Annotated in this window: 22 protein-coding genes; 12 read left to right on the top strand and 10 right to left on the bottom strand. The window is 69.0% G+C overall.

From position 1 onward, the window contains the following. Window positions 1–2: 2 nt before the first annotated feature. Window positions 3–1,796, bottom strand: a complete 1,794-nt coding sequence (locus tag EHW97_RS15795; protein WP_124237380.1) for a DUF6596 domain-containing protein — start codon at window positions 1,794–1,796, stop codon at window positions 3–5. A 316-nt stretch (window positions 1,797–2,112) separates the two neighbouring features. Between EHW97_RS15795 and nrdR the strand changes: the two genes are divergently transcribed. The 7 genes from nrdR (at window position 2,113) to EHW97_RS11795 (ending at window position 12,814) form a co-directional block, all read left to right on the top strand. After that, entirely contained in the window at window positions 2,113–2,628 is a 516-nt protein-coding gene (gene nrdR, locus EHW97_RS11825) for a transcriptional regulator NrdR (protein WP_124237379.1), read from the top strand. A 35-nt stretch (window positions 2,629–2,663) separates the two neighbouring features. After that, window positions 2,664–5,564, top strand: a complete 2,901-nt coding sequence (locus EHW97_RS11820) for a vitamin B12-dependent ribonucleotide reductase (RefSeq protein WP_124237378.1) — start codon at window positions 2,664–2,666, stop codon at window positions 5,562–5,564. A 151-nt stretch (window positions 5,565–5,715) separates the two neighbouring features. Then, window positions 5,716–7,350, top strand: a complete 1,635-nt coding sequence (gene pgm / locus EHW97_RS11815; protein ID WP_124237377.1) for a phosphoglucomutase (alpha-D-glucose-1,6-bisphosphate-dependent) — start codon at window positions 5,716–5,718, stop codon at window positions 7,348–7,350. Window positions 7,351–7,433: 83 nt separating this feature from the next. Then, on the top strand, window positions 7,434–9,503 hold the full coding sequence (locus tag EHW97_RS11810) for an acyltransferase family protein (protein WP_124237376.1): 2,070 nt from the start codon (window positions 7,434–7,436) through the stop codon (window positions 9,501–9,503). 59 nt (window positions 9,504–9,562) lie between these two features. Next, window positions 9,563–10,000: an SRPBCC family protein gene (locus EHW97_RS11805; RefSeq protein WP_124237375.1), complete on the top strand. Its 438-nt coding sequence runs from the start codon at window positions 9,563–9,565 to the stop codon at window positions 9,998–10,000. Further along, the gene (locus EHW97_RS11800; protein ID WP_124237374.1) at window positions 9,997–11,577 is read left to right on the top strand and encodes a phytoene desaturase family protein; all 1,581 of its coding nucleotides are present in this window, start codon (window positions 9,997–9,999) and stop codon (window positions 11,575–11,577) included. The genes EHW97_RS11805 and EHW97_RS11800 overlap by 4 nt, the downstream gene beginning before the upstream one ends. Window positions 11,578–11,635: 58 nt before the next feature. Beyond that, complete coding sequence (locus tag EHW97_RS11795; protein ID WP_124237373.1) at window positions 11,636–12,814, top strand: alcohol dehydrogenase catalytic domain-containing protein; 1,179 nt, start codon at window positions 11,636–11,638, stop codon at window positions 12,812–12,814. A gap of 55 nt (window positions 12,815–12,869) precedes the next feature. Here the strand turns inward: EHW97_RS11795 and EHW97_RS11790 are convergent, their stop codons facing one another. After that, entirely contained in the window at window positions 12,870–14,204 is a 1,335-nt protein-coding gene (locus EHW97_RS11790; protein ID WP_243696421.1) for a hypothetical protein, read from the bottom strand. A 158-nt stretch (window positions 14,205–14,362) separates the two neighbouring features. Here EHW97_RS11790 and EHW97_RS11785 point away from each other — a divergent pair, with 158 nt between their 5' ends. Beyond that, window positions 14,363–14,656, top strand: a complete 294-nt coding sequence (locus EHW97_RS11785) for a DUF2510 domain-containing protein (RefSeq protein WP_124237372.1) — start codon at window positions 14,363–14,365, stop codon at window positions 14,654–14,656. Here the strand turns inward: EHW97_RS11785 and EHW97_RS11780 are convergent. Together EHW97_RS11780 and EHW97_RS11775 are read right to left on the bottom strand one after the other, a co-directional pair. Next, window positions 14,642–15,586: an ADP-ribosylglycohydrolase family protein gene (locus tag EHW97_RS11780; RefSeq protein WP_124237371.1), complete on the bottom strand. Its 945-nt coding sequence runs from the start codon at window positions 15,584–15,586 to the stop codon at window positions 14,642–14,644. The two genes, EHW97_RS11785 and EHW97_RS11780, sit on opposite strands and share 15 nt — an antisense overlap. Next, a complete protein-coding gene (locus EHW97_RS11775; protein ID WP_124237370.1) occupies window positions 15,583–15,906 on the bottom strand; it encodes a putative quinol monooxygenase in 324 nt (107 codons plus the stop codon). The genes EHW97_RS11780 and EHW97_RS11775 overlap by 4 nt, the downstream gene beginning before the upstream one ends. A 105-nt stretch (window positions 15,907–16,011) precedes the next feature. On the opposite strand from EHW97_RS11775, the gene EHW97_RS11770 reads away from it, so the two are divergent. From EHW97_RS11770 to EHW97_RS11755, 4 genes are read left to right on the top strand one after another with little or no spacing between them, the layout of a single operon-like run. Continuing rightward, entirely contained in the window at window positions 16,012–17,040 is a 1,029-nt protein-coding gene (locus EHW97_RS11770) for an iron-siderophore ABC transporter substrate-binding protein (RefSeq protein ID WP_208002014.1), read from the top strand. Window positions 17,041–17,051: 11 nt separating this feature from the next. Next, window positions 17,052–18,086: a FecCD family ABC transporter permease gene (locus EHW97_RS11765; RefSeq protein ID WP_124237368.1), complete on the top strand. Its 1,035-nt coding sequence runs from the start codon at window positions 17,052–17,054 to the stop codon at window positions 18,084–18,086. Then, entirely contained in the window at window positions 18,083–19,108 is a 1,026-nt protein-coding gene (locus tag EHW97_RS11760) for a FecCD family ABC transporter permease (protein WP_124237367.1), read from the top strand. The genes EHW97_RS11765 and EHW97_RS11760 overlap by 4 nt, the downstream gene beginning before the upstream one ends. After that, window positions 19,105–19,929 carry an ABC transporter ATP-binding protein gene (locus tag EHW97_RS11755; protein WP_124237366.1) on the top strand — a complete coding sequence of 275 codons (825 nt, stop codon included), beginning with the start codon at window positions 19,105–19,107 and terminating at the stop codon, window positions 19,927–19,929. Before EHW97_RS11760 ends, EHW97_RS11755 begins: the two co-directional genes overlap by 4 nt. On the opposite strand, the gene EHW97_RS11750 is transcribed toward EHW97_RS11755, so the two are convergent. The 6 genes from EHW97_RS11750 to EHW97_RS11725 all read right to left on the bottom strand — a co-directional run bounded on the left by EHW97_RS11750 (window position 19,922) and on the right by EHW97_RS11725 (window position 26,960). Next, window positions 19,922–20,776 carry a hypothetical protein gene (locus EHW97_RS11750; RefSeq protein WP_124237365.1) on the bottom strand — a complete coding sequence of 285 codons (855 nt, stop codon included), beginning with the start codon at window positions 20,774–20,776 and terminating at the stop codon, window positions 19,922–19,924. The two genes, EHW97_RS11755 and EHW97_RS11750, sit on opposite strands and share 8 nt — an antisense overlap. 48 nt (window positions 20,777–20,824) lie before the next feature. Continuing rightward, window positions 20,825–21,532 carry an anti-sigma factor gene (locus EHW97_RS11745; protein ID WP_124237364.1) on the bottom strand — a complete coding sequence of 236 codons (708 nt, stop codon included), beginning with the start codon at window positions 21,530–21,532 and terminating at the stop codon, window positions 20,825–20,827. After that, a complete protein-coding gene (sigK, locus tag EHW97_RS11740) occupies window positions 21,532–22,125 on the bottom strand; it encodes an ECF RNA polymerase sigma factor SigK (protein WP_124237363.1) in 594 nt (197 codons plus the stop codon). The genes EHW97_RS11745 and sigK overlap by 1 nt, the downstream gene beginning before the upstream one ends. 20 nt (window positions 22,126–22,145) lie before the next feature. Continuing rightward, the gene (locus EHW97_RS11735) at window positions 22,146–22,766 is read right to left on the bottom strand and encodes a fasciclin domain-containing protein (protein WP_124237362.1); all 621 of its coding nucleotides are present in this window, start codon (window positions 22,764–22,766) and stop codon (window positions 22,146–22,148) included. A gap of 73 nt (window positions 22,767–22,839) precedes the next feature. Next, complete coding sequence (locus tag EHW97_RS11730) at window positions 22,840–24,345, bottom strand: molybdopterin-dependent oxidoreductase (RefSeq protein ID WP_124237361.1); 1,506 nt, start codon at window positions 24,343–24,345, stop codon at window positions 22,840–22,842. A gap of 35 nt (window positions 24,346–24,380) precedes the next feature. Further along, window positions 24,381–26,960 (bottom strand): DEAD/DEAH box helicase, encoded by a 2,580-nt coding sequence (locus EHW97_RS11725; protein ID WP_124237360.1) that lies wholly within the window; start codon window positions 26,958–26,960, stop codon window positions 24,381–24,383. Window positions 26,961–26,998: the final 38 nt, after the last annotated feature.

Raw genomic sequence — 26,998 nt, 5'->3', positions numbered from 1 at the left:
GCTCAGTTGTCGAGCTGACCGCCCTGGTTCTCGAGGTGCGCGCGCACGAACCAGTGAAAGAGCTCCATCGTCTTGATCTGGCCGATCAGCATGTCCTCGGTGATCGGGTCGATCTCGGCGACCTGCGCCTGGACCTTGCGATGGTCGTCGAGCAGGCCGACGTAGACCTCGTCGAGGGCCTTGAGGTGCTCGGTGGTGGTCGCCCGGTCGAGCGGATAGCCCTTCCACGTCCGGCCCTCGACGATCGCGGTCGGCGTACCCTGCGGAGCCACGCCCAGGGTGGCGATGCGCTCGGCGGTCTCGTCGACCATGTCGCGCACCTCCACGACGTGCGGATCGATCATCTCGTGCACCGCGATGAAGTGCGGGCCCACGACGTTCCAGTGCACGTGCTTGAGCGTGAGCATGAGGTCGTTGAGTGCGTTGAGCCGGTCCTGCAGCATCGCGGCGACCTGCTGGCCGTCCTCGAGCGACAGTCCCGGAACCGTGTACTTCGGGGTAGCTGGCATGTCTTCACCGTACGGCGGTGTGTCGTCCTCGCAACTCGACGCGTCACGGGCCGAACGTGTCGTCATGTAGGCCTGCTCGGTCAGGTTGCCCGCCAGCTCTGCGCCCGTGCGCCACACGTCGGCGGCCTCGTCGGGGCGCCCGAGACGCTCCAGTAGATCGGTCTTCACGGCGAACCACAGGTGCGATTGGGCGGGGACCGCGTCGACGGCTTCGAGAGCTGCCTCAGGGCCGTCCACCTCGGCGAGTGCGACGGCGCTGTTGAGCTCCATCGCAGGGCTCGGAGCAAGGATTCGCAGTTCGTCGTAGTGCGCGAGGATCCGGTCCCACTGCGGCGTGCCGCCGTCGATGGTCGCGGCATACTCCGCCTGAATCTGCGCCTCGACCGTGTAGCGGGTGCGACGGCGCGACCGTCGCGCTTGGCGCAGGAGGAATCGGGCTTCAGCGGTCATCACACGGTCCCAGAGCCTCCGGTCCTGCTCGGGTAGCGCGACGAGCTCGCCGTCGGGCCGCACGCGTGCTGCCCGGCGAGCCTGGATGAACAGCATGAGTGCGAGCAGCCCCCGCACGTCGTCCTCGTGCGGTAGTAGCTCGAGCACCATGCGGGTCATCGCGATGGCCTTCGTCGACAGGTCGTCGTCGGTGAGCGAGGTGCTCTGCGATCCGACGTACCCCTCGTTGAAGATGAGGTACAACACAGCCAGAACGGCGTCGAGACGTCGCTGGCGGTCCCGCTGTTCCGGCTCGGCGAACGCGATGGCGCCGTTGAGAATGGGCGCTTTGGCGCGTTCGAGCCGCTGTGCCATGAGGGGCTCGGGCGCCACGAACACGCCGGCGATCTCGGCCGTCGTGAGCCCTCCGACCAGGTGCAACGTCAGCGCGACCTGGGCGGGAAAGGCCTGCGCGGGGTGGCAGCAGGTGAAGATCAGGGCGAGCCGCTCGTCGGCCGAGGCGTCAGTTCCCTGCGCCAGCGCCGCGAGCGCTGCCGGGTCGGCGCCAGTTCGGCGCAGACGTTCGACGGCCTTGCGGCGCGCCGTCTCGAGGATCCAGTGACGGCAGGACGGGGGAGTACCTCGGTCGGGCCAGTGGCGGGTCGCCTCCTCGAACGCATCGGCGACGGCGTCGACGGCAAGGTCGACGTCGCCGCCGGTGGCGTGGGCGATCACGGAGACGGCGCGCGCCCGCTCGGCACGGAAGACGCCTGCGATCTGGTCGATCGAGGCATTCTCCTCCGGGAGGTCGGACTCGCCGCGCCGCAGGGCATCACGACGACGTTCGGCATCGGCCACGTCAGTGTCTCCTCGTGGGCGGCGTGAGCTTCGGACGGCGCGTGCTCGGATTCGTGGTCATGGCGTGAGAGATCATTCCCGACACGCCGTCACAGCGCATGTGCAGGGCTGTGACCTGGGCAAACACAAAGTGTCAGACCCATGCGCCAGGCTGTTTGCATCGGGAGGGTCCGCGACGTAGAGTAACCACTAGATGTAGTAGTTACAGGCGTGTAGTTCTCCACATCTAGCCCACAGCGACAGCCGGGTTTCCCACAGGATTCGCGACCGTCCACATCGAGATCCACCGTTTTGTCCACAGCGAAAGGAGCCCGCGATGCGCTGCCCGTTCTGCAAGAACGACGACACCCGCGTGCTCGACAGCCGTGCCTCCGACGACGGCGGATCGATCCGCCGTCGGCGCGTCTGCTCCGCGTGCGAGAAGCGCTTCACCACGCTCGAGCAGATGCAGCTCACCGTGGTGAAGAAGTCCGGCGCCACCGAGCCCTTCCAGCGTGACAAGGCCATCGCCGGGGTCGCCAAGGCGTGCAAGGGCCGCCCGGTCTCGGCCGACGATCTCGCCTGCCTCGGTCAGCAGGTCGAGGACACGCTGCGAGCGAGCGGCGCGGCGGAGATCCCGGCCCACGAGATCGGCCTCGCGATCCTCGAGCCGCTGCGATCCCTCGATGAGGTCGCCTACCTGCGATTCGCCAGCGTGTACAAGGCGTTCGACTCCGCCGACGACTTCGTCGCGGAGATCGCCGCGCTGATGGCGGCCGCGACCGACGGCGAACTGGCCGAAGAGACGGCCCGCTCGGCGTCGCGCACCCACGACACCGACACCACGAACTGACACCACCACCACCGGAGAATCAGGAGCACCAAGGCATGACGGAGACGGTCAGCAACAGCCGAGCATCCCGCGGCGGGGCCGGCGCTCGCAAGGGCGCCAAGAAGGGCCTGTCGATCCAGCGGGTCTACACGACCGAAGGGGTCCACCCCTACGACGAGGTCACCTGGGAGCGCCGCGATGTGGTGCAGACCAACTGGAAGACCGGCGAGAACGTCTTCGAGCAGCGTGGCGTGGAGTTCCCGGACTTCTGGAGCGTCAACGCGTCCACCATCGTCACCACCAAGTACTTCCGCGGTGCCGTGGGCAGCGACCAGCGTGAGACGAGCCTCAAGCAGCTGCTCGACCGCGTCGTCCTGACCTACGTCAAGGCCGGCAAGGAGCACGGCTACTTCGCGACCGACGCCGACGCCGAGATCTTCGAGCACGAGCTGACGTACATGCTGCTGCACCAGGTGTTCAGCTTCAACTCCCCGGTGTGGTTCAACGTCGGTACCTCGAGCCCGCAGCAGGTCAGCGCGTGCTTCATCCTCGCCGTCGACGACTCCATGGACTCGATCCTCAACTGGTACCGAGAGGAGGGCCTGATCTTCAAGGGTGGTTCCGGTGCAGGCCTCAACCTCTCGCGCATCCGCTCGAGCAAGGAGCTGCTCCGTTCCTCGGGCGGCACGGCCTCCGGTCCGGTCTCCTTCATGCGCGGCGCCGACGCCTCGGCCGGCACCATCAAGTCCGGTGGCGCGACGCGCCGCGCGGCCAAGATGGTCGTGCTCGATGTCGATCACCCCGACATCGTCGAGTTCGTCGAGACCAAGGAGCGCGAGGAGGAGAAGATCCGCGTTCTGCGCGACGCCGGCTTCGACATGGACCTCGGCGGTTCGGACATCACCAGCGTCCAGTACCAGAACGCCAACAACTCCGTGCGTGTGAACGACGCGTTCATGGAGGCCGTGGAGAACGGCACCGAGTTCGGTCTCACCGCGCGGACCACGGGCGAAGTCATCGAGACCATCGACGCTCGTGAGCTGTGGGGCAAGATGGCCAAGGCCGCCTGGGCCTGCGCCGACCCCGGCATCCAGTACGACTCGACGATCAACGACTGGCACACGACGCCGGAGTCGGGTCGCATCACCGCGTCCAACCCCTGCAGCGAGTACATGCACCTGGACAACTCCAGCTGCAACCTCGCCAGCCTCAACCTGCTGAAGTTCCTCAATGACGACGGCACGTTCGCGGTCGAGAAGTTCGTCAAGAGCGTCGAGCTGATCATCACCGCGATGGACATCTCGATCACGTTCGCGGACTTCCCGACCGAGGCGATCGGCGACACGACGCGCAAGTTCCGCCAGCTCGGCATCGGCTACGCCAACCTGGGCGCCCTGCTCATGGCGTCGGGCTTGGCCTACGACTCCGACGGCGGCCGGGCGCTCGCCGCGGCGATCACCTCGCTCATGACCGGCACGTCCTACCGGCGCAGCGCCGAGCTCGCCGGCATCGTCGGTCCGTACGAGGGCTACGCCAAGAACGCCGAGCCGCACCAGCGGGTCATGCGCAAGCATCTCGCGGCCAACGACGACATCAAGACCAAGCACGCGATGGATATCGCCGTGCAGAAGGAAGCCACCAAGCAGTGGGCCGAGAACCTCAAGATCGGTGAGACCAACGGCTGGCGCAACGCCCAGGCGTCGGTGCTCGCGCCGACCGGCACCATCGGCTTCATGATGGACTGCGACACGACCGGCATCGAGCCCGACTTCTCGCTCGTCAAGTTCAAGAAGCTCGTCGGCGGCGGTTCGCTGCAGGTCGTCAACCAGACGATCCCGGTCGCACTGAAGAAGCTCGGCTACACCGGCGAGACCATCGAGGCGATCGTGGAGTACATCGCCGAGCACGGCCACGTCATCGACGCGCCGGGCCTGCGTCCGGAGCACTACGAGGTGTTCGACTGCGCAGTCGGCGAGCGCGCGATCAAGCCGATGGGCCACGTGCGGATGATGGCGGCCTGCCAGCCGTTCCTCTCCGGCGCCATCAGCAAGACCGTCAACCTGCCCGAGACGGCCACCGTCGACGACATCGCCGACATCTACTTCCAGGGCTGGAAGCTCGGCCTCAAGGCGCTCGCGGTCTACCGCGACAACTGCAAGGTCGGTCAGCCGCTCAGCGACGCCAAGGCCAAGAGCAAGGACGCCGACAAGCCGGCCGAGACCGAGGTCAAGACGGTCGTCGTCGAGAAGCCGATCCGTCGTCGTCTGCCCAAGAAGCGTCAGTCGATCACGACGAGCTTCAGCGTGGGCGGCGCCGAGGGCTACATGACCTCCGGTGCCCACGAGAACGGCGACCTCGGTGAGCTGTTCCTCAAGCTCGGCAAGCAGGGGTCGACCCTGGCCGGCGTGATGGACGCGTTCAGCATCGCCGTCTCGATCGGTCTGCAGTACGGCGTGCCGCTGGAGACCTTCGTCACGAAGTTCACCAACCTCAAGTTCGAGCCGGCCGGTCTCACCGACGACTCGGACGTGCGCATGGCGCAGTCGATCATGGACTACGTCTTCCGCCGCCTGGCGCTGGACTACCTCGACTTCGACACGCGGTCGGCGCTCGGCATCTACTCGGCCGAGGAGCGTCAGCGCTACCTCGACACCGGTTCGTACGAGCCCGTCGAGGGCGACGGCACGACGGCTGCCGAGCTGGTGAGCGATGAGCCGAAGGCCGACCCGCAGGTGGCCAAGCAGGTCGAGGCCGAGTCCGACGTCGCGTCGGCCAAGGTCCAGGTCGAGTCCGCCCGTCCGGCACCGTCGACGGCCCACACGTCGGCCGAACTCCTCGAGGAGATCACCGGCGGGGCGATCGACAGCCCGCTGTGCATGACCTGCGGCACCAAGATGCGTCCGGCCGGTTCGTGCCACGTGTGCGAGGGCTGCGGCAGCACCAGCGGCTGCAGCTGAGTCAGTGAGACAAGGGGCGGGAACCACGCGGTTCCCGCCCCTTGCGCGCGCTTGCTGGCTGCCCGCGTCTGCAGCGGCGGCGGGCACGGGAAGCGGATCGTAGAGTGGGTCCAGACCTCGACCGCAGCTTCGCTGCTGACCGAAAGGACCCATGAGCGCTGCCGATCCGCGCGCCGGCCACCCGGCCGAGCCCGCTGACCTCGTCGACCTCGCCCACCTGGTGACCGCCTATTACACGGTGCACCCCGATCCGGATGACCCTGCGCAGCAGGTCGCGTTCGGCACCAGCGGGCATCGCGGCAGCAGTCTCACCGCGTCCTTCAACGAGCACCACATCCTGGCCACGACGCAGGCGATCTGCGACTACCGCCGTGCCCAGGGCATCGGCGGTCCGTTGTTCATCGGCCGCGATACCCACGCGCTGTCCGAGCCCGCGTGGGCGACCGCGCTCGAGGTGCTGATCGCCAACGACGTCATCGTCCTCGTCGATGCGCAGGACGGCTACACCCCCACGCCTGCTGTCTCCCACGCCATCTTGCGGGCGAACCATGGAGGCGCAGCCGCGGACGGCATCGTGGTGACGCCTTCTCACAATCCGCCCACCGACGGCGGCTTCAAGTACAACCCGCCGCATGGGGGGCCAGCGGACTCCGAGGCGACGAAGACGATCGCGGCGCGCGCCAACGAGCTCATCGCCGGAGGACTCCGTGAGGTGCGCAGGGTGCCGTTCGCCCGCGCCCGCGCCGCGTGCGAGTCTTACGACTTCCTCGGCACGTACGTCGACGACCTTCCCACGATCGTCGATCTGGAGCGCATCGCCGGCGCCGGGGTCCGCATCGGGGCCGATCCGCTCGGCGGCGCCAGCGTGGCCTACTGGGAGCGGATCGCCGAAACGCACGGCCTGAACCTCGAGGTCGTCAACCCGCTCGTCGACGGCACGTTCCGATTCATGACGCTGGACTGGGACGGCAAGATCCGGATGGACTGCTCCAGCCCCTCCGCGATGGCCTCGCTCGTCGAGCGGCGAGATCGCTTCGACATCGCCACCGGGAACGACGCGGACTCGGATCGCCACGGCATCGTGACGCCGGACGGCGGGCTCATGAACCCCAACCACTATCTCGCCGTGGCGATCGACTACCTCTTCGGCGGAGCCCGCCCCGGGTGGGGGGACACAGCGACGATCGGCAAGACCCTGGTCTCCTCGTCGATGATCGATCGGGTCGCCCAGGGCCTGGGTCGCCCGCTCACCGAGGTTCCTGTCGGTTTCAAGTGGTTCGTACCGGGCCTGCTCGACGGGTCCTTCGGTTTCGGTGGGGAGGAGTCGGCCGGAGCCTCGTTCCTGCGTCACGACGGTTCGGTCTGGACGACCGACAAGGACGGCATCATTGCGTGCCTGCTGGCTTCGGAGATCCTCGCGGTGACCGGTCAGACGCCGAGTCAGCGCTACGCCGGCCTCACCGAGCGGTACGGCGACCCGGCCTACGCGCGCACCGACGCACCGGCCTCGCGGGAGCAGAAGGCCAAGCTCGGCACGATCGGTGCTTCCGACGTCACCGCCACGGCACTGGCCGGCGAGGAGATCACCGCCATCCTCACCGAGGCGCCGGGCAACGGCGCCCCGATCGGCGGAGTGAAGGTCACCACGGAGTCGGCATGGTTCGCGGCCCGACCGTCGGGCACGGAGGACGTCTACAAGATCTACGCCGAGTCGTTCCGCGGGCCCGACCATCTCGCGCAGGTGCAGTCCGAGGCTCAACAGCTCGTCGACGCCGTTTTGGCCTGAAACTGGCCCCTCACTGGTAGTCTGGCGCGGTTTGCGTGTTGTCACGCGGACGCGACCTTTCGGCTTCACAGGAGTAGTAGTACGTGGGTTCATCGACGCTGGGCACGGTCGATCCCGGGCACCGGAATCTCGAGACCTCGTCCCCGTCGCAGAGCGGCTTCATCATTGAGCTTCACGGGGTCCGCGGGATCGCTCTCGCACTCGTCGTCCTGTTCCACATCTTCGGGCAGGGCCGGGTGTCCGGTGGCGTCGACGTCTTCCTGCTGTTCTCGGGGTATCTGCTGACCGCGAGCCTGTTCCGCCGGTCCCTGCGGCGCGAGCCGGGCCGGGTGGTGCGGCATTACGCCCGCACCATGACGCGTCTCGTTCCGGCAGCGGTGACGGTGCTGGCCGGGGTCGTCGTCGCCGTCGTGGCGGTGCGTCCGCTCGGCGGCCAGGGTCAGGACCTGCGTGAAGTCATCGCCTCGCTGCTGTACGTGGAGAACTGGGAACTCATCAGCTCACAGTTGGCGTACGGAGCCGCGGGGCCCGATGCCAGCATCGTCCAGCACTTCTGGTCCTTGTCGGTGCAGGGACAGTTCTTCCTGCTCTGGCCCTGGGCCGTCGTCGGGCTCGTCGCGCTGGGGCAGCGGTGGAACGGGCGAGCCTGGATGCTCGCGTTCGCCGGGACACTCGCGATCACGCTGTTCTCGTTCGCCTGCGCCCAGGTCATGGTGGCCGTCGACCAGCCCCGAGCGTACTTCCACAGCGCCGCGCGCTGGTGGGAGCTCACGCTGGGTGGTCTCGTCGCCCTCCTGGCGGTGCGGTGGCAGGTGCCGCCGCGGGGGCGGGCGGGCTTGTGCTGGCTGGGGCTGGCGATCATCGTCTCGAGCGGTTTCGTCGTCGAGGGCGCTACCGCGTTCCCGGGCCTCTGGGTGTTGTTGCCCCTCGCCGGCGGAACCATGGTTCTTCTCGGCGGGAACAGCGGGGGAGGAGGGCCGGCCCGGTTGCTCTCGTCACGGCCACTGACCGCCGTGGCGAACCTCTCGTACGAGCTCTATCTGTGGCATTGGCCCGTCATCATCGTCACGCTCACGCTCCAGCAGCGTGAGGTCGTCGGCCCGCGAACCGCGGTGCTGATCCTCGGTGTCTCGTTCGCGCTGGCCTGGCTGACGCGTCGCTTCGTCTCGTGGCCCGCGCTGCGGCTTCGTCGGGCGTCCGCAGGCCAGGTCATCACCGTCCTCATCGCCGCCGTACTGATCGCAGTAACCGCGGTCTCGGCAGCCGGGCAGCGGATGGAGGAACGGGTGTCACAGGCCCTCGACCCTCAGGCGTATCCGCTCGCAGACTTCCCGGGTGCCGAAGTCGTGCGACAGCCCGCGTTGCGGCAGAACAGCTATCGCCTGCCCGCCGGACCGCCGCTCGACGTGATCGCTCAGGACAACGACGTCATCGGCTCGGACTGCTGGTACACCTCGCTCGACGACCCGGTGCGGTGGTGCGAGTACGGACCGTCCGACGCACAGGTCGAGATCGCGATGGTCGGCAGTTCCCGGATGGGACCGTGGTCGGTGCCGATGGCCGAACTCGCCGAGCGCCACGGGTGGAACGTCAAAGTGACGACCATGGGGGGCTGCCCCTTGCACAACGAGGCGCGCGGGTCGAGCTGCCGCACGTGGAATCACGAGGTGCGCACTCAACTGCGTGAGATGCAGCCGGATCTCGTCATCGTCGAGGGCACCAGGGTGACTCTCGGCGGTCAGAACGAGCACATCCTCGGTCGGCAGCGCGCGGCGTGGGAGGAACTCTCCCAGGAGGGCTTCGCGCTGGCCATGATCCGCGACGTGCCGCGGTTCTCCTTCAACATCGCTGACTGCTTGACCCTCCACCAGGACTCGACCGATGCCTGCGCAATGAACGCCCACGACCTCTACGCGCCGACCTCGCCCTTCGTCATGCTCGATGACAGGCCCGACTCCTGGCACGAGATCGACCTCACCGGCCTGTACTGCCCTGAGGGCGTGTGCCCGGCGGTCCTGGGCAACCTCATCACGCACCGCGACACCCGCCACTTCTCCGGGACGTTCGCCCGCACCCTCAGCGGCGGGCTGGAGGACGCCTTACGTCAAGAGTTCCCCGGGCTGTTCGTGGGGGACTCGACCGGTCTCGCGTAGCGCACCGTCGTGGTCCTCGCTCGGCTGCGAGCGGGCTGAACCTCTGGTGGACTGTCCCCATGACGACGATCACGCGGACGATCAAGGCCACGCCGGACGAGATCTGGGCGGTGCTGGCCGACGGCTGGCTGTTCCCCACCTGGGTCGTCGGAGCTTCCCGCATGCGCGATGTCGAGGAGGCATGGCCGGCGGAAGGCTCTCGAATCCACCATTCGGTCGGTGCCTGGCCCCTGCTCATCGACGACGCCACGATCTCCACTGGGTGCATCCCCGGCCGCGAACTGCAGATGCGAGCGCGCATCTGGCCAGCTGGTGAAGCCGAGGTGCGTCTGACGCTCACTCCTCAGGGTGGCGAGACGCTCGTGGAGATGGAAGAGCACCTCGTCGCCGGTCCGGCGATGCTCGTGCCGAACATCGTGTCCGATCCACCGTTGAAGTGGCGCAATGTCGAGACGTTGCGGCGGCTGGCCTTCCTTGCGGAGGGGAATGCTCGATGAGCCGGGTCGATGCCATCGTCATCGGTTCAGGTCCTAACGGTCTCGTCGGGGCCAACCGTCTCGCCGACGCGGGATGGTCGGTGCTCGTCCTCGAGCAGCAGCCGACCTACGGTGGCGCGGTCCGGCACGACACCGACGTCCACGAGGGCTTCCGGCACGACACGTTCAGCGCGTTCTATCCGCTCGCGGCCGCCTCTCCGGCGCTGCTGTCGCTCGATCTGGAGCGCTGGGGCGTGCGGTGGCGGCACGCGCCGGCCGTCCTGGGCCACCCGTTCCCCGACGGCTCGTGGGCGCTCCAGGTCCGCGACCGTGAGCAGACCGCCGCCGGCTTCGAGCAGGCGCAGCCCGGCGACGGGGAGGCATGGCTTCGCCTGTGCGCCTTATGGGACGAGATCGGCGAGCAGTTGATCGGCGCTCTGCTGTCGCCCTTCCCGCCCGTGCGTCACGGGGCAGGCCTGGCCGCCAAACTCCCCAAGGTCGGCGGGCTCGACCTCGTGAAGATGCTGCTCACCCCGGCTGTGGACCTGTGGCGGGGACGATTCCAGGGCAAACATCCGACGATCCTGCTGGCCGGCAATGCCGGTCATTCGGATATCCCGCTGGAGGCCCCAGGGTCCGGCGTCATGGGGCTGCTGATGACGATGCTCGGCCAGACCGTCGGTTTCCCGGTGCCCGAAGGGGGAGCGGGCGAACTCTCCGCCGCGCTGGTCCGTCGGCTCGAAGCGCGCGGCGGCTCCGTGCGCTGCAACGCCGAGGTGACACACATCGACGTCGACCGGGGTCGCGTGACCGGAGTCCGCACGGCCGACGGTGAACGATACGGGACCGATGTGGTGCTGGCTGACGTCAGCGCGCCCGCGCTTTACGGGCGGCTGCTCGACGAGCGCGACGTCCCAGCGCGCATCCAGCGCCGGATGAGCACCTTCCAGTGGGACCCGGGCACCGTCAAGGTGGATTGGGCGCTCGACGGGCCGGTCCCGTGGGATTCGCCGCCGGCGCAGACGCCCGGAACCGTGCACATCGCCGACTCCATGCCGCAGATGAGCGAGGCGCTCTCGCAGGTGCACGCCGGTCTCATCCCGGACAAGCCGTTCCTGCTGACCGGTCTCATGACGACGACCGATCCGACCCGTTCGCCCGAGGGCACCGAGACGATGTGGGCCTACACGCACGTCCCGCAGCATGTCCGCGGCGACGTCGGTGAGGAGCTCGAGGGCACCTGGGACGCCGATGAGCGCGAACGGTTCGCCGACCGGATGCAGGCCCGCATCGAGGCGTTGGCGCCCGGGTTCGGCTCCCGCGTGCTCTCGCGACGGGTTCTCGGGCCACGCGAGCTAGAGGCGCGCAACGCCAACCTGTTCGGTGGCGCGGTCGGCGGCGGGACGCAGCAACTGCATCAGGAACTGATCTTTCGGCCGGTGTCCGGGACCGGTCGTGCTGACACCGCGATCCGCGGGCTGTACCTCGCCTCGAGCTCCGCGCACCCCGGCGGCGGGGTGCACGGCGCGGCTGGGAACAACGCAGCGCGCGCGGCGCTGTTCAAGGCCCGGCTACCGCGGTCGCTCGGGATGCGTTGACCCCCGAAACGTGGCAGCGTCGAGAACCAGTCGACCAGCCTGAGGAGGCACCCCACTCATGCGAGCTCTGACCTGGCAAGGCCGACGCACTGTGAGCGTCGAGAACGTCCCCGATCCCACGATCCAGCACGACACCGACATCATCATCAAGGTGACGTCGTCGGGTCTGTGCGGCTCGGATCTGCACCTGTACGAGGTCCTCGGAGCCTTCCTCCACCCCGGTGACGTGCTCGGCCACGAGCCGATGGGCGAAGTCGTCGAGAAGGGGTCCGCCGTGACCAATCTGGAGCTCGGCGATCGCGTCGTCATCCCCTTCCAGATCTCCTGCGGCCACTGCTTCATGTGCGACCGCGGGCTGCAGACCCAGTGCGAGACGACGCAGGTCCGCGAGAGCGGCATGGGCGCCGCGCTCTTCGGCTACACCGATCTCTACGGGGGCGTCCCCGGCGGGCAGGCCGAGTACCTGCGCGTCCCCCACGGTGACTACGGGCCGATCAAGGTCGACCACGGGCCCCCGGACGACCGATTTCTGTTCCTCTCCGACGTGGTGCCGACCGCGTATCAGGCCGTGGAGTACTCCGGAATTCGCGAGGGTGAGACCCTCGCGGTGATCGGTCTCGGGCCCATCGGGGAGATGGCTTGCCGTATCGCCCTGCAGAAGGGCGTGCGTGTCATCGGCATCGACATGGTGCCCGAGCGGATCGGCCGGGCGGCGTCGCGCGGCGTCGAGACGATCGATCTGTCCAGCGAGGACGTCGCCGCGGTCGTGCGCGAGAAGACGCAGGGCCGTGGCGCCGACGCGGTCGTCGATGCGGTGGGCATGGAGGCACACGGTTCGCCGGTGGCCGAGACCGCGCAGAAGCTCGTCGGCTTCCTCCCGAAGAAGGTCGAGCAGACGGTGATGACCAACGCGAGCGTTGACCGACTCGCCGCGTTCTACAGCGCCATCGACATCGTGCGTCGCGGCGGCACGATCTCCTTGAGCGGCGTCTACGCCGGCGCGTCCGATCCGTTGCCGATGCAGACGATGTTCGACAAGCAGGTCACGCTGCGCATGGGTCAGGCCAACGTCCGTCGTTGGCTCGACGACATCATGCCGCTCGTCGAGGATTCCTCGGACCCGCTCGGACTCGAGACCTTCGCGACCCACCACGTGCCCCTGGAACAGGCACCGGAGGCCTACGCGACGTTCCAGGCCAAGAAGGACGGTGCCATCAAGTACGTCTTCCGTCCCTGACCGGAGTTGGTGCCGGACCGCTCCATCCAGGTGCGGTCCGGTGTCGTGCTCCGAGCTAGACGCCAGCGACGGCCTCATCCTGGGAGGAGAGGTCGGTCGATGACAGAGCGTCATCGTCGAGTTCCGGTGCCGGGCGCATCTTCGGAGGGCTCGGAGCCCATGGCTTGATGTTCTGGATGACATCGCCGTAGAACTCGTCCACTGTTTCAACGACCGAGTCGATAAAGCTCCCACGGCCGCGTCCGCGCTTCGACCCCATCGCGACGGAGAGAGCGACACGGAAACCCTTGATCTCGCGCCCTGGCTCAGGCGCGATCGACTTCGGATCTTCCCTCACCTTCTCCAGCAGTTCGGTCGGGCCTTCGCCGCGTGCCCGAGCGACGAGTGTTTCGATCCGAAGGTCGGCTCGTGCGTTCTTGAGTTGGCGGATCACCCAATTGACCCGTGTCAGTTGGCGGCCCGTCTGTGGGGCGGGAATGTCGACCTGGCACGTGACACGGTTCGCGCGAAGGTCGGCCGTGACCGTGAGGGGGCCGACGGCATGCGGGATGCGCAAACCGCCGGTGAGAACTCCCTCCGCGGCCAGTCGTCGCAGCAGGTTGTCGGTTCGCTCCTGTGGCTGTGCGATTTCAGACCGAGAGAGTGCTGGGGTGACGTCGATGCCTAGTTGCTGCCCGAGCCGCAATCCGGCGTAGCGGAGCAGCGCGTCGAAGCGGGAGGCCACCTCTGCGCCACCGCCATCGTTCGCTCGAAAGGTCCCTGAGGCAACCGCGTCTCGCACCGAGACCCAGTGCTGTCCCATGTCATCGAGTTCGAGCGCACCGGACTTCGAGTGCTCCAGATAGCGAATGAGCTCGCCCAGAATCCAGGCCTGTTCCGGATCGGCGACGCCGCGGTGTTCTTTCTGCATGATGGCGGTGAACAGCACGAACGACCACGGGATGTGATGCAAGGCCACCTTGCGTAGTTTGCGTCGATCAACCGCTGTCGGGTGCTGTCCGGGGACGGGCGGTATTTCGTTGCTGATCGTGACGAGAGCGTCGAAGCCCTCCGAGCGAGCGATGTCGAGGTAAGACTCGAGTTGGCGCGCCTCAAGTTCGTTCTTTCCAGTCTTGACTTCAACGAGCGCTGTCCACTGGCGCGCGCCGCGGCGAACGCGGATCAGGCCGTCAGGGTACACGCGGCCCTCACTGGTGTCGAAGGGAACCTCGATGTACGTCTCGGTCGTTCCGCGAATGGCGCCTAGAGGTCCGAGCAGCGCCTTCGAGAACTCCGGGACCACGCTGAGGACCGCGAGCAGCGCCGAAGTCGCTCGACGTTCTTGCTCCTGCGACCCGTTGATGCCCGACGTCGGTATCAACCGGGCCTGGTGCCAGCTCTCCTCATTCATGGCATCCCCTTTCATTGTCCGCATACGCTAGCCGAGAGGCGGACGGCGCCGGCTCATTTCATGCGACCGGCGGCAGTGTCGCGAACGTCTCACGCGTGAGGGGCCGGAAGGACAGCGCGGCGAGCTAGCGTCGAAGGTGAAGCCCTTCGAGGAGAACCATGGCACAGGACGGCTCGACGAGTCACCGCATTCCCGACTGGTATCCCGACCCCCGCTCCGAGGCCGCGTTGCGGTACTGGGACGGCGAGGAATGGACCAGCCATATCGCCCCACTGGATCTCGAGCGCCAGCTCGCGGACGCGAAGGATCACCGGCCCTGGTATCGCAAGAAGCGGATCCTGGTGCCGGTCGGCGTGGCAGCCGTGATCGCGCTGTTCGCCGCACTCGGGCAGGTTCCGTCTGATGACGGTGCCGCGCACAGCGCGGACGTGGTCGTGTCAGTCGTGCGCTGAGTCGAGGACGCGATCGGCGAGGTCGCTCAGGCCGGGTCCGTCGAGGTCGCCGTACCCGTGCACGGCCTGGCGCCAGGCGTCGGGGATGGCCGAAGCGCCCCAGCGGGCACCGAGCAACCCTCCCGCGATCGCCGCGATGGTGTCGGTGTCGCCACCGGCTCGCACGGCCGCGATGAGCGACATCGACAGGTGCACCGCTCCCTGTCCAGGCGTGGAGGTGATGGCCGCCCACGCGGCCTGCAGAGCAGCGACGGTGTAGCCGTTCGGCGTGAACGTGCTGGGGTCGGCCCCGGTGGCCGCGTCGATGCGTCGACGCCACGGTCCGCGGCTCGCCGGATCGATGAGGTCGAGGCCTGCCGCCAGATCGACGTCCCCGCCGAGCAGCGCGCGTCGGACCGCCTCGGTCCACAGCACACACGACTCCACGGCCTCGTGGTGCGGATGAGTGAGCTGCGCGACCTGCGCCGCGGAACGCGCCGTGCCGACGCGGTCGTCGGGACGCACGAGCGCCACGACCGCGGTACGCATCAGCGCGCCGTTGCCGGCCGCGTGCGGTGTCTCCTCGAGTACGGTGCGGGCAGCGTGCCGCATGGCGTCGGCCGTCGGTTCGACGGTCGCGGCGAACACGAGTTTGGTCTGACGACCCGCATGTTTGACACCGACCTTGCCCCAGGCGAGGAAGCGTCGGGCGAGATCGTCGAGCGCGGTGTCGTCGAGACCACCATGACCGGCGGCTGCCTCGGCGATGCAGACCGCCATCGCCGTGTCGTCGGAGTACTCGCCGGGAAGAAGGTCCGACTCGGGTCGTCCGACCATCTCCGGGACCGCGTCATCGGCGAGCGGCGGGCCGAATTCGTAGGGCACGCCCAGGGCGTCGCCGCAGGCTTGTGCCAGCAGGACGCCCCGGGCGCGATCGCGTCGATCGGTCACTCGACGGTCATCTCGCCCATCAGGTTCCAGTCGGTGGCGTCGATCTGCTCGCTGATGATCTGCGGGGTCGAGACGAGGGCTTGCGGGAGGTCCTTCATGGCCTGCTGGAAGTGCTCCGACTGCACGTGGGCGGCACCCGCCTCCGCGTCGCGGAACGCCTCGACCAGGACGAAGAGGTTCGGGTCGTCCACGCTGCGGGACCAGTCGAACCACAGGTTGCCCGGTTCAGCGCGGGTGGCCTCGGTGAAGGGGGTCACGTGGTCGATCCAGCGATCGGCCCACTCGGGCTTGACGGGGAACTTGGCGACGATGAAGATCATGCCCCCATTGTGACGCGTTCGGATCGCGGAAGCCCTTGTGCGACCCCCCAGGGCAGGGCGTAGGCTAGGCAAGCCTTACCTACTGGAGAAAGTTGAGTAGTGCCCATGCGCTCTTCGCGTGTCATGGCTACGGCCGCTGCGGCGGCCTCGGCCCTCGTCCTCGCCGCTTGCGGTTCCTCGGCCGACGACTCCGGCTCCGGGGACGACGCGTCCGCCTCCGGCGAGTTCCCCGTCACGATCGAGCACGCTTTCGGCGAGACGACGATCGAGTCCGAGCCCGAGCGGGTCGCCACCGTCGGCTGGTCCAACGACGAGGTTCCGCTGGCTCTCGGCATCGTTCCGGTCGGCATGGCGAAGGCCACGTGGGGTGACGACGACGGCGACGGCATCATGCCGTGGACCGAGGAGCGTCTCGAGGAGCTCGGCGGCGAGACGCCGGCGCTTTTCGATGAGACCGAGGGCATCGACTTCGAGGCGGTCGCCGACACGCAGCCTGACGTCATCCTCGCCGCGTACTCGGGCCTCTCCCAGGAGGAGTACGACACCCTGAGCAAGATCGCTCCGGTCGTGGCCTACCCCGACACCCCGTGGGGCACCGAATGGCGCGAGACGATCGAACTGAACAGCAAGGCGCTGGGGCTCGAGCAGGAGGGCAAGGACCTCGTCGCCGACCTCGAGCAGCAGATCGCCGACGGCGTCGCCGACCGCCCCGAGCTCAAGGGCAAGACCGGTGTGTTCGCTTATCTCGACCCGTCCGACCTCAGCACGATCAGCTACTACACGACCCATGACCCGCGAGCCGCGTTCCTCGTCGATCTGGGCCTGGAGACGCCCGCTCTCGTCGAAAAGGGCAGCGCATCGACCGACCAGTTCTTCCTCGACCAGAGTGCGGAGGAAGCCGACGCCTTCGACGACACCGACATCCTCATCGGTTACGGCAGCGAGGAGCTGGTGGCGACCCTGCAGGAGGATCCGCTGCTCTCGCAGATCCCGGCCGTGGCCAACGGGGCCATCGTCATGCTCGAGGACAACACGCCGCTCGCCGCGGCGGGTAACCCGTCGGCGCTCTCGGTGCCGTGGGCGCTGTCGGACTACCTCGACCTCCTGTCTGCCGCAGCCGCCAAGGTCCAGTGACCGTTACCTTCGTGAGAACAGCCGCACCGGACGACGCCCGACGGCGTCGTCCGGTGCCGGCCGTTCTCGCCGTGCTGATCGCCGGAGTGGCCGTCCTCGCTGTGGCGGGGGCGCTCTCGGTCGCGTTCGGCACACGCGTGGTCGGCTGGAACGAGTTGGTCAGTGCGTTCACCGGCGACGGTCACGGTGGCATCGCCGAGGCGGCGGTGCGCCAACGCATCCCGCGTACCCTGCTGGCGATGCTCGTGGGCGCCTCGCTCGGCGTCGCCGGCGCGGTCCTGCAAGGCCTGACCCGCAACCCCCTCGCCGACCCCATGATCCTCGGGGTGACCCCCGGCGCTTCGCTCGCGGTCGTCTCCGGCATCGCGTTCTTCGGGCTGAGCACGGCGACGGGGTACATCTGGGTCGCGATCGTCGGTGCCGCGCTCGCCTCGGCGTTCGTCTACGCCATCGGATCCCTCGGCCGCGGAGGCCCGACTCCGCTCAAACTCGCGCTCTCCGGGGCCGCGACGACCGCTGCGTTCACCTCGCTCATCAGCGCGATCCTGCTGCCGCGCGTCGACGTGCTCAACTCCTTCCGCTTCTGGCAAGTCGGCGGGGTCGGCGGCGCAACCTACACCAAGCTCGTCCAGGTTCTCCCGTTCCTCATCGTCGGAGCGATCATCTGCATCGCCTGCTCCCGCGGCCTGAACTCGCTCGCGCTGGGCGACGAGCTGGCGACCGGCCTCGGCGAGCGCGTCATGATGATCCGCGTCGTCGCGTTCATCGGGGCCGTCACGCTCTGCGGCGCCGCGACCGCCGTCGCCGGTCCGATCGCCTTCATCGGGCTCGTCGTGCCGCACGTCTGCCGGCTCCTGATCGGCGTCGACCACCGTTGGCTTCTGCCCTCGTCCGCGCTCGTGGGCGCCATCTTGTTGACCGTCGCGGACGTCGTCGGCCGGGTCGTGGCCCGCCCGTCCGAGATCGAGGTGGGGATCGTGACCGCCATCATCGGGGCCCCCTTCTTCATCTACGTCGTGCGCCGGCAGAAGGTGCGTGCCCTGTGAGCGTCGACGTCCTCGCCGCCGGCCGCGCCCGTCGCGCGCTGCGCCGCCGCGGTGCGCTCACCACCCTTGCCGTCCTGGTCCTCGGGACCTTCCTGGTGACGCTCATGGTCGGCCAGACGTTCTATCCGCCCCTCGACGTCCTGCGGGTCATCGCCGGTGAGACGGTGCCCGGTGCGTCGTTCACGGTGGGCGAACTGCGGCTGCCGCGCGCCATGCTCGCCGTGCTAGCGGGCGCCGCGTTCGCGCTGGGCGGCGTGACGTTCCAGACCATGCTGCGCAACCCTCTGGCCAGCCCGGACATCATCGGCATCACGCACGGCGCGAGCGCCGCGGCAGTCTTCGGCATCACGGTTCTCTCCGTGTCGGGCGCACTCATCTCCTTCGTCGCCGTGGTCGCCGCACTGGCGACGGCGATGCTGATCTACGTCCTGTCGTTCAAGGACGGTGTCGTCGGCACGCGTCTCATCCTCATCGGCATCGGCATCGCCGCGATGCTCCAAAGCGTCGTCTCCTACCTCCTGGTCCGTGCGGCGACGTGGGACTTGCCGGCCGCGATGCGCTGGATCACCGGCAGCCTCAACGGCGCCACCTGGAGCGAGGTCGTGACGCTCCTCGCGGCAGTCATCGCCTTCGGTGTCCTCCTGCTGTCGCAGAGCCGTCGCCTGGACCTGCTGCAACTGGGTGACGACACCGCGTCGGCCCTCGGCGTCCGGGTGGAACGCACCCGTGTCCTCGTCATCATCGCCGCGGTCGGTCTCATCGCCTTCGCCACCGCTGCGGCCGGTCCCATCGCCTTCGTGGCGTTCCTGTCCGGGCCGATCGCCGCGCGGCTTGTCGGCCCGACTGGCTCGCTGCTCGTTCCGGCCGCGCTGGTCGGCGCTCTGCTCGTCCTCGTCGCCGACCTCGCCGGTCAGTTCGCACTGGGGGCGCGTTACCCCGTCGGCGTCGTCACCGGCGTGCTCGGCGCCCCGTATCTCGTCTACCTGCTCATCCGCACCAATCGCGCGGGAGGTTCGTTATGACCGCCACCCACTCGCTCCACACGGAGCAATTGAGCCTCGCCTACGGTGACCGCACCGTCGTCGACCATCTCGACCTGACGATCCCCACCGGCAAGATCACGACGATCGTCGGCGCCAACGCGTGCGGCAAGTCGACGCTGCTGCGCGCGATGTCGCGGCTCATGGCGCCCTCGTCAGGTCAGGTGGTGCTCGACGGCAAGGACCTGCACCGCCTCCCCACCAAGGAGGTCGCGCGCACGCTCGGGTTGCTCCCGCAGTCGCCGATCGCGCCCGAGGGCATCGCCGTCGCCGATCTCGTGGGCCGCGGACGGCATCCGCACCAGAAGGTCTTCGCGCGGTGGAGCGCCGAGGACGAGGCGGCGGTGCTCGCAGCCCTGGAGGCGACCGACACCGTGGCCCTCGCCGACCGCGCCGTGGACGAGCTGTCCGGCGGTCAGCGGCAACGCGTATGGATCGCCATGGCGCTCGCGCAACAGACCGATCTGTTGTTCCTCGACGAGCCGACGACCTTCCTCGACGTGAGCCATCAGGTCGAGGTCCTCGACCTGCTCACCGACCTCAATCGCGAGCGGGGAACGACGATCGTCATGGTGCTTCACGACCTCAATCTGGCGGCCCGATACGCCGACCACCTGATCGCGGTGGCGGCCGGGCGTCTGCACGCGGCCGGCGACCCGGTGAACGTGCTGACCGAGGCGACTGTGCGTGACGTGTTCGGGCTGGAAAGCCAGATCATGGTCGATCCGACCTCCGGCAAGCCGATGATGCTGCCGATCGGCCGCCATCACGCTCGAGCGAGCGACACGGCGCCGGTCAGCTGATCGAGAGCATCGCGGTCAGGTGCTCCCACCGGGCCGTGGCGACCGGATCGCGCCGCAGCGGCTGACCGATCGCGATCGAGCAGCGGTGCGTGTGGTCGTAGAGCTCCAGGAGCGCGGCTCCGTTCTCCGGACGCACGACCCACGCCTCGCTGATCGCTGCGGGATCGACCCGCACGGTCCCCGCGCCCACCCGGGCGAAAGTCATCGACGCCCCGCCGCGCAACTCCTCGACGACGCCATGGACCGCGAGCAGGCAACCCGCCGCCGGCACGGCCAGCGTGACCGGGATGCGGTCGCGGTGCAGGTGATCGAGCGCGTGCAGGGCCAGGCCCGGCGCGATCGGGGTCACCAGATGCGTGCGCCGAAGCCGGTCGAGCGCGGCGCTGCGTCGTGCCCCGCCGTCGGCGACCAGGGTGTCGAGATGGCCCTGCGCATCGAGGGCGAGGAGGTGGCGAGCAGCCGCTTGAGGGTCATGTTCGGCGGACCAGGACAGCGAACGCAGCGTCGTGCCGGCGCGCACCGCGGACCGCGCGCTGGGCCCGGCGGGGCTGGCGACGCGGTGCACGACATCGCCATGCTGGTTGAGGAGCCGCACGGTGGTGCCGTCCGCGTCGGTGGCGAACGCGTCGAGGGACGCGGGGCACAGGCGCATCGTCAGCTCATCAGCGCCCTGGCTGGGCCACGGGGATCCGAGGCCACCGAGACGTCCGTATGAGCCGATCGCGCTCACGGCCGAGCTGGCGGTCGCGGTCGCAGCGACCGCAGATCCCCCGAACGCGGCGAGGACGGACCCGAGCAGGGCGAGGTCATCGCTCCAGCGTTCAGCGGGGGCGGGTTCGACGATCATGGGCACTCACTCGACAGGAGTAGTTAGGACTCCCTAACCTTAGCTGGTTCACGCGAACGAGAACAGGGCCACCGGCTCACTCGTCGGTTCCGGTGTCCGGGGATCGGACTCCACGGTGATCCCCGCCCCGATCGCCGATGCCGCGTCGCCCTTGAGCGGCATCGTCGTGTCCCCGGCCTCGTCGGGCATGGCTCCCGCATGGTGCATCGTCCCGTCGGAGTCCTGAAGCCACAGGACGTAGTGCCGGCCTTCGGGAGGCGGCGCCATGTCGCTCGTCTCGATCACGGCCCGCCCCAGGCTCTGGGAGCGCAGCACCGTCGCCACGGCTCCGTCATCGAACGAGACTGAGATCCGCTGCGCGTCGTCGGCACGTGCGATCTGCTCGGCCACCGTGAACTCGGGGCCCTGGGACGTTCCTTCCCAGGGTCGCGTCACCCCGACACCGACGCCGAGTGCGACCACGACCGCGGCGGCAGCAGCCGCGATCCAGGTGCGCCGCCGCCGTGCTCGCCGATCGTCGAGCCGGGGTGGTTCGGGACGGACCGTCGACACGAGACCGAGCACGTCGGCTCGCAGTGCGGGCGGCGGCTCCTCGCCGGCCAGCAGCGTCAACTCGGCCGCGGCCTCGCGCAAGGAGTCGACCTCCTCGCGGCACGCCGCACAGTGCTCGAGATGCGCCTCGAACGCACTGCGCTCGTCGTCGGTGAGGGCATCGACCGCGTACGCTCCCGACAAGCTGTGAATGTCGTCGGTCATCATGATCCTTCTACTCCCAGTGCGTCGCGCAGCCGGATGAGACCGTCGCGGATACGAGTTTTCGCTGTGCCCAGCGGGATGTCCAGCATCGCCGCGATCTCGCTGTGGGTGTACCCGCCGAAGTAGGCGAGGTCGACGGCCTTGCGCTGGGTCGGCGTCAGCGTCTCGAGCGCCGCCCGAACGCGCCGCGCCTCCCAGCGGTCCTGAGCGGCCTCGCTCGTCGTGTCATGCGCGACCTCGCGCTGCCGGTATCCGTAGGCGACGTCGCGTTGGTCGGCCGCTTCCGCGGCGCGGACGCGGTCGACGGCACGCCGGTGGGCGATGGTGAACACCCAGGCCAGGGCACTCGACCGCCGGGAGTCGAAGCGCGACGCATGGCGCCACAGGTCCAAGTACACCTCCTGCGTGACCTCCTCGGCTTGGGCCGGATCGCGGACGACACGACGCACGAGGCCGAACACGCGTGGCGCGGTGAGGTCGTAGAGCTGCGCGAACGCGTTCTCGTCATCGCGAGCACAGCGGCGCAGGAGTTCGGTGGCCAGGTCCGTGCCCTCCGGCTCAGGGCCGGAGGGCACGGAGGTCAGGTGGCTCACGGGGCGATTCTTCCCGACGTTCAGGGCATCAGCACGGCGTCGACGACGTACACCTTGGCGTTCGCCGTCGGGACGTTTCCGCAGATGACCGAGGCGTCGGCGACGGTGAAGTCCTCGCCCGAGCCGTCCACCATGAGCGTGTCACCGGCGAGGGTCTCGTGCTCCCCGGCGATCTCGTCGGGCCCGAGCTCGCCCTCGACCACGTGATGCGTCAGGACCGTGGTCAACTGGTCCTTGTCGGCCAGCAGCGCGTTCAGCTGGTCCTCGGGGATCGCGGCGAAGGCGTCGTTGGTCGGTGCGAAGACCGTGAGCGACTCGGCCGAGTTCAGCGTGTCGACGAGACCGGCTTCTTGGACCGCGGTGACGAGAGTACTGAGCAACGGGTTGTTGCTCGCCGCGGTCGCGACCGGGTCCTCGGCCATGCCGTCGAGCGAACCGGCCCCGGAGGTGGGGATCGCCTCGCACCCGGGACCGAAGGCGCCCATCATGTCGTCGCTGGGCTCCGAACTCTCCTGGGACGTCGACGGTTCGGAGTTCATGGAAGCCTCGGAGTCGTCGCCACTGCTGCAGGCGGCGAGACCGAGCGTGAGGGACAGAGCCGCGGTGGCGAGACCGGTGCGGCCGATGATCGTGCGCTTCATGATGGTGCCTTTCGTTGGGGGCTGACACCAGGGATTCGGAGCCCGGCGCCAGACGGATGGGTGAGAATTCCGTTCAGCGCACGCGGACGACGATGCTGTGGATGCCGCTGGAGCCGTCGGGGAACGGACTGGTGCGTTCGGTGGTCTGCACCTCGCCGTCACGGGTGATCGCGCGCGCCTCGACCACGTGGCGGCCTGGGGTGGCGTTCCACGGCAGGTACCACTGCCGCCAGTAGTCGACGCCGGCATCCGGGCCGAGTCGAGCCGGCCGCCAGCCGCCGTCGTCGATGCGCACCTGGACTTCGTCGACACCGCGCTGCTGGGCCCAGGCGACGCCCGCGATGACCCGTTCGCCTGCGTCGATCTCGCCGAGCCCACGCGGGGTGTCGATCCGGGCTGAGATCTTGATCGGACCCTCGACGGCCCAGTCGCGCGCCGTCCAGTAGGCCTCCTGCTCGGCGTACGTCGTCAAGGTCAGCCGCTCGAGCCACTTGGTGGCGCCGACGTAGCCGTAGAGACCGGGGGTGATGAGTCGCGCCGGGAAGCCGTGGTCGCGGGGGAGCGGCTCGCCGTTCATCGCGACCGCCACCATCGCGTCGCGCCCGTCCGTCGCGACGTTCAACGGGGTGCTGATGGTGAACCCGTCGACGGCGGTGCTCAGGATCTGGTCGGCACGAGAGCCCACGCCCGCGCGGTCCAACAGGTCGGTCAGGGGAACGCCGAGCCAGCGCGCCGCCCCGACGTAGGAGCCGCCGACCTCGTTGGACACGCACGTCATCGTGATGTCGCGCTCGATCATGTCCATGTCGAGCAGTTCGTCCCACGTGAGGGTGAAGGGCCGCTCGACGTCGCCGTCCACCGTCAAGGTCCAGTCGTCGACGTCCACGATCGGCACGGTCAGGTTGATGTCGACCCGGTAGAAGTCGCCCGTGGGTGTCCGGAAGGGGCTGAGTCCCTCGATCTCGAGGCCGTCGGGCAACGGGGCCGCGGGGTCCGCCGGCCGCGGGAGCGCCACGTTCGTGAGGGTGCGGCTTGCTCGGATCAGGGCTTCACCCGTCGCCGCGGCCAGCGCCGAGAGCAGGATGACGGCCCCGCCGCCGAGCAGCATGGTGCGGCGCGAGACGCCGGGGGCCGACGCCGCCGGCTCTCGTCGGTGCGGACGGGTGAAGCCCCGCAGGACCGCGAGCGCCACCAGGCCGGTGACGAGCGACGGCACGGCGTCGGCGACGCCGGCGACCGGCCGCGTGAGGGCCGCAGCGCCGCTGGCTGCGACGAGCACCACGAGCACGAGAGCACCCACCGCGAACCTCCGTGCGGCGAGGATGCCGCCGAGCCCGGCGAGCAGGAGGGTGCCGATGAGCACGGTGCCGATGAGGATCGGCTTGTCAGCCGTCCCGAACGTCGACACGGCCCATTCCTTCACCGGTGTCGGCGTCGCGTCGATGACGGTCGAGCCCACCGCGAGCACGGGAGAGGCGGCCGGAGCGATGAAGGCGGCCACGAGATGACCGAGACCGACACCGGCCGTCGCGGCGAGCACCCCGATCGCGGCGGACAGCAGGACGGTACGGGCTTTCATGCCGGTGGTTCGTCACCGGCATGTGATCGGATGGGTCAGCGGCGCAAGCGCACGAGCGCGGCGAGTTCGGCGTCGCTCAGTTCGGTGAGCGCCGCCTCGCCGGAGTTGACCACGGCGTCGGCGAGCGCACGTTTGGCGGTGATGAGTTCGGCGATCGACTGTTCGATCGTGCCCTCGGCCACGAGGCGGTGCACGTGGACGGCGGTGGTCTGCCCGATGCGGTGGGCGCGGTCGGTCGCCTGGTCCTCGACCGCCGGGTTCCACCAGCGGTCGTAGTGGATGACGTGGTCGGCGCGGGTCAGGTTGAGGCCCGTCCCGGCCGCCTTGAGCGACAGCACGAACACCGGGAACTCGCCGTCCTGGAAGCGCCGCACCATGTCCTCGCGGGTACGCACGGGCGTCCCGCCGTGGAGGTAGGCGTGCTCGATTCCCTGCTGGTTCAGGTGCCGGGCGAGCAGGTGCCCCATCTGCGCGTACTGGGTGAACACGAGGGTGCGGCCGTCCTCGGCGAGGATCTCGTCGAGCAGTTCGTCGAAGACCGTGAGCTTGCCGGACCGCCCGTCCAAGCGCCCGGTGGACTGGCGCAGGTACTGGGCCGGGTGGTTGCAGATCTGCTTGAGCTGGGTCAGCAGCTTGACCACGAGACCGCGCCGCTGGATGCCCTTGCTCTCCTCGATCTCGGTCATGGTGCGGCGCACGACCGCCTCGTACAGGCCGATCTGCTCGCGCGTGAGCTGCACGTGGTGATCGGTCTCGATCTTGGGCGGCAGTTCGGGCGCGATGCCCGGATCGCTCTTACGCCGGCGCAGCACGAACGGACGGATCAGCGTGGCGAGTCGCCGGGCGACCTCGTCGTCGCGGTCCCGCTCGATGGGGCGGGCCCAGTCGCGCCGGAACTGTTCGCGGTGTCCGAGCAGACCGGGCGTCGTCCAGTCGAGGATCGACCACAGCTCCGAGAGGCTGTTCTCGACCGGCGTGCCGGTCAGGGCCATGCGGGCGTCCGAGCCGATCCGCCGCAGCGCCTGCGCCGCACCGCTCGCGGCGTTCTTCACGTGCTGTGCTTCGTCGGCGACGACCATGCCCCAGTCGTGCTCGGCGAGGTCGTCGGCGCTCTGGCGCATCGTGGCGTACGTGGTGACGACGAAGCCGTCTTTCGCGTCGTTGAGCGTGCGCTGCGGCCCGTGGTAGCGGTGCACGTTCTGGCCGGGGGCGAAGCGCGCGATCTCCCGCTCCCACGTCGCGAGCACCGAGGCCGGGCAGACGACGAGGGTCGGGGCGGGTGCGGCCCGATGCAGGTGGAGGGCGATCAGCATGATCGTCTTGCCCAGTCCCATGTCGTCGGCGAGGATGCCGCCGAGTCCGAGCTCGACGAGTTGGTTCATCCACCGCAGGCCGTCGAGCTGGTACGCCCGCAGATCCCCGTCGAGGTCGGCGGGCTGCTCGATCCGCGTGTCGCGGGCGCCGAGGCTCGCGAGCCGCTCGCGGACGTCTTCGAGCCAGCCGACGGTGTCGACTTCGACCATCCGGCCGTCGATCTCGAGTTCGCCGGTGAGCGCCGCGCGGAGCGCGTCGCTCGCGTCGAGCTCGCGTCCTCCGCCGCGCAGAAGGTCGTCCAGACGACTCCGCTCGACGAAGACCCACTGATCACGCAGCCGCACCATGCCGCTGTGGCTGGCGGCGAGCTCATCGAGCTCGGCCTGCGTCAGACGTTCGCCGCCGACACTCACACTCCAGTCGAAGCGGAACAACTGGTCGCGGCCGAACGCGCGAGGGCGATCGCCGAACCCCTCGACCCGCTGAAGGACCGGCGTGGCGGCGACATCGCGCACGAGTTCTGCCGGCCAGACGACCTCCACCCGGTTGGCCATGAGAGGCGTCACGAGATCAGCTGAGGCGAGACGTCCGAGTTCGTCGCGGTCGAGGGCGACCGTCTCGGGTGGGGGAGTGCCGTCGTCGCCGGGGAGCAGGCGGTGCGCGGGCTCCCACGTCGCAGCAAGGCGCTCGAGCATGGCGCGGGTGGCGTCACGGGCGCCGGGGCCGAAGTGGTGGTCGTCGCGCGTCCACAGGTCGCGTGCGTCGACTTCGCCCCAGGTGCGGTCGGTGGGACGCACACGGAGGCGGACCGTCGCGACGCTGTCGGCGCCGCCGGCCTCGAACGCCGTCACCAGGCGGTAGGCGAAGGTGCGCGGCGGCTCGATCCGCGGCCTCGGCTGCTCGGGCTCGCGACGGCGCTGCGGCGTCGTGGCCACGGCGGGCGCATCGACGGCGAGCGCGGCGAGAAAGGCATCGATCTGACGTTGTCCGTCGGCCTGGGACTCGCCGATATGCGCTCCGGCCTCGCGCAGCTGCTGCAACTCGGCCGGGGAGGGCGAGGTCAGCGCGCCCGCGGCCATCAACCGGAGCGCGATGATCGCCGGCCCCGCCCACGCCCGCACGCTGTCGTGCGCGTTCATGGCACGGATACCGCCCGAGAGCGGGCCGACCGCCTCGTTCGCCGTCGCCTCGACCGGGCCCTGCGGGGCGTCGAAGACGAAGCGTGAACGAGCGGGGTCCTCCTCGGCGAGGAACCTCACAGGGTGCCGCAGCAAGATGATCAGCTGCGTCGAGGTCGGCATCCCTCCATTGTCCGACACCGGTTCAAGCTCCGGTCGCG

This window comes from Aeromicrobium camelliae (assembly GCF_003850045.1).
Taxonomy (GTDB): Bacteria; Actinomycetota; Actinomycetes; order Propionibacteriales; family Nocardioidaceae; genus Aeromicrobium; species Aeromicrobium camelliae.
Note: the sequence above shows the minus strand (reverse complement) of the source record. Positions and strands in the feature narration are given on the sequence as shown.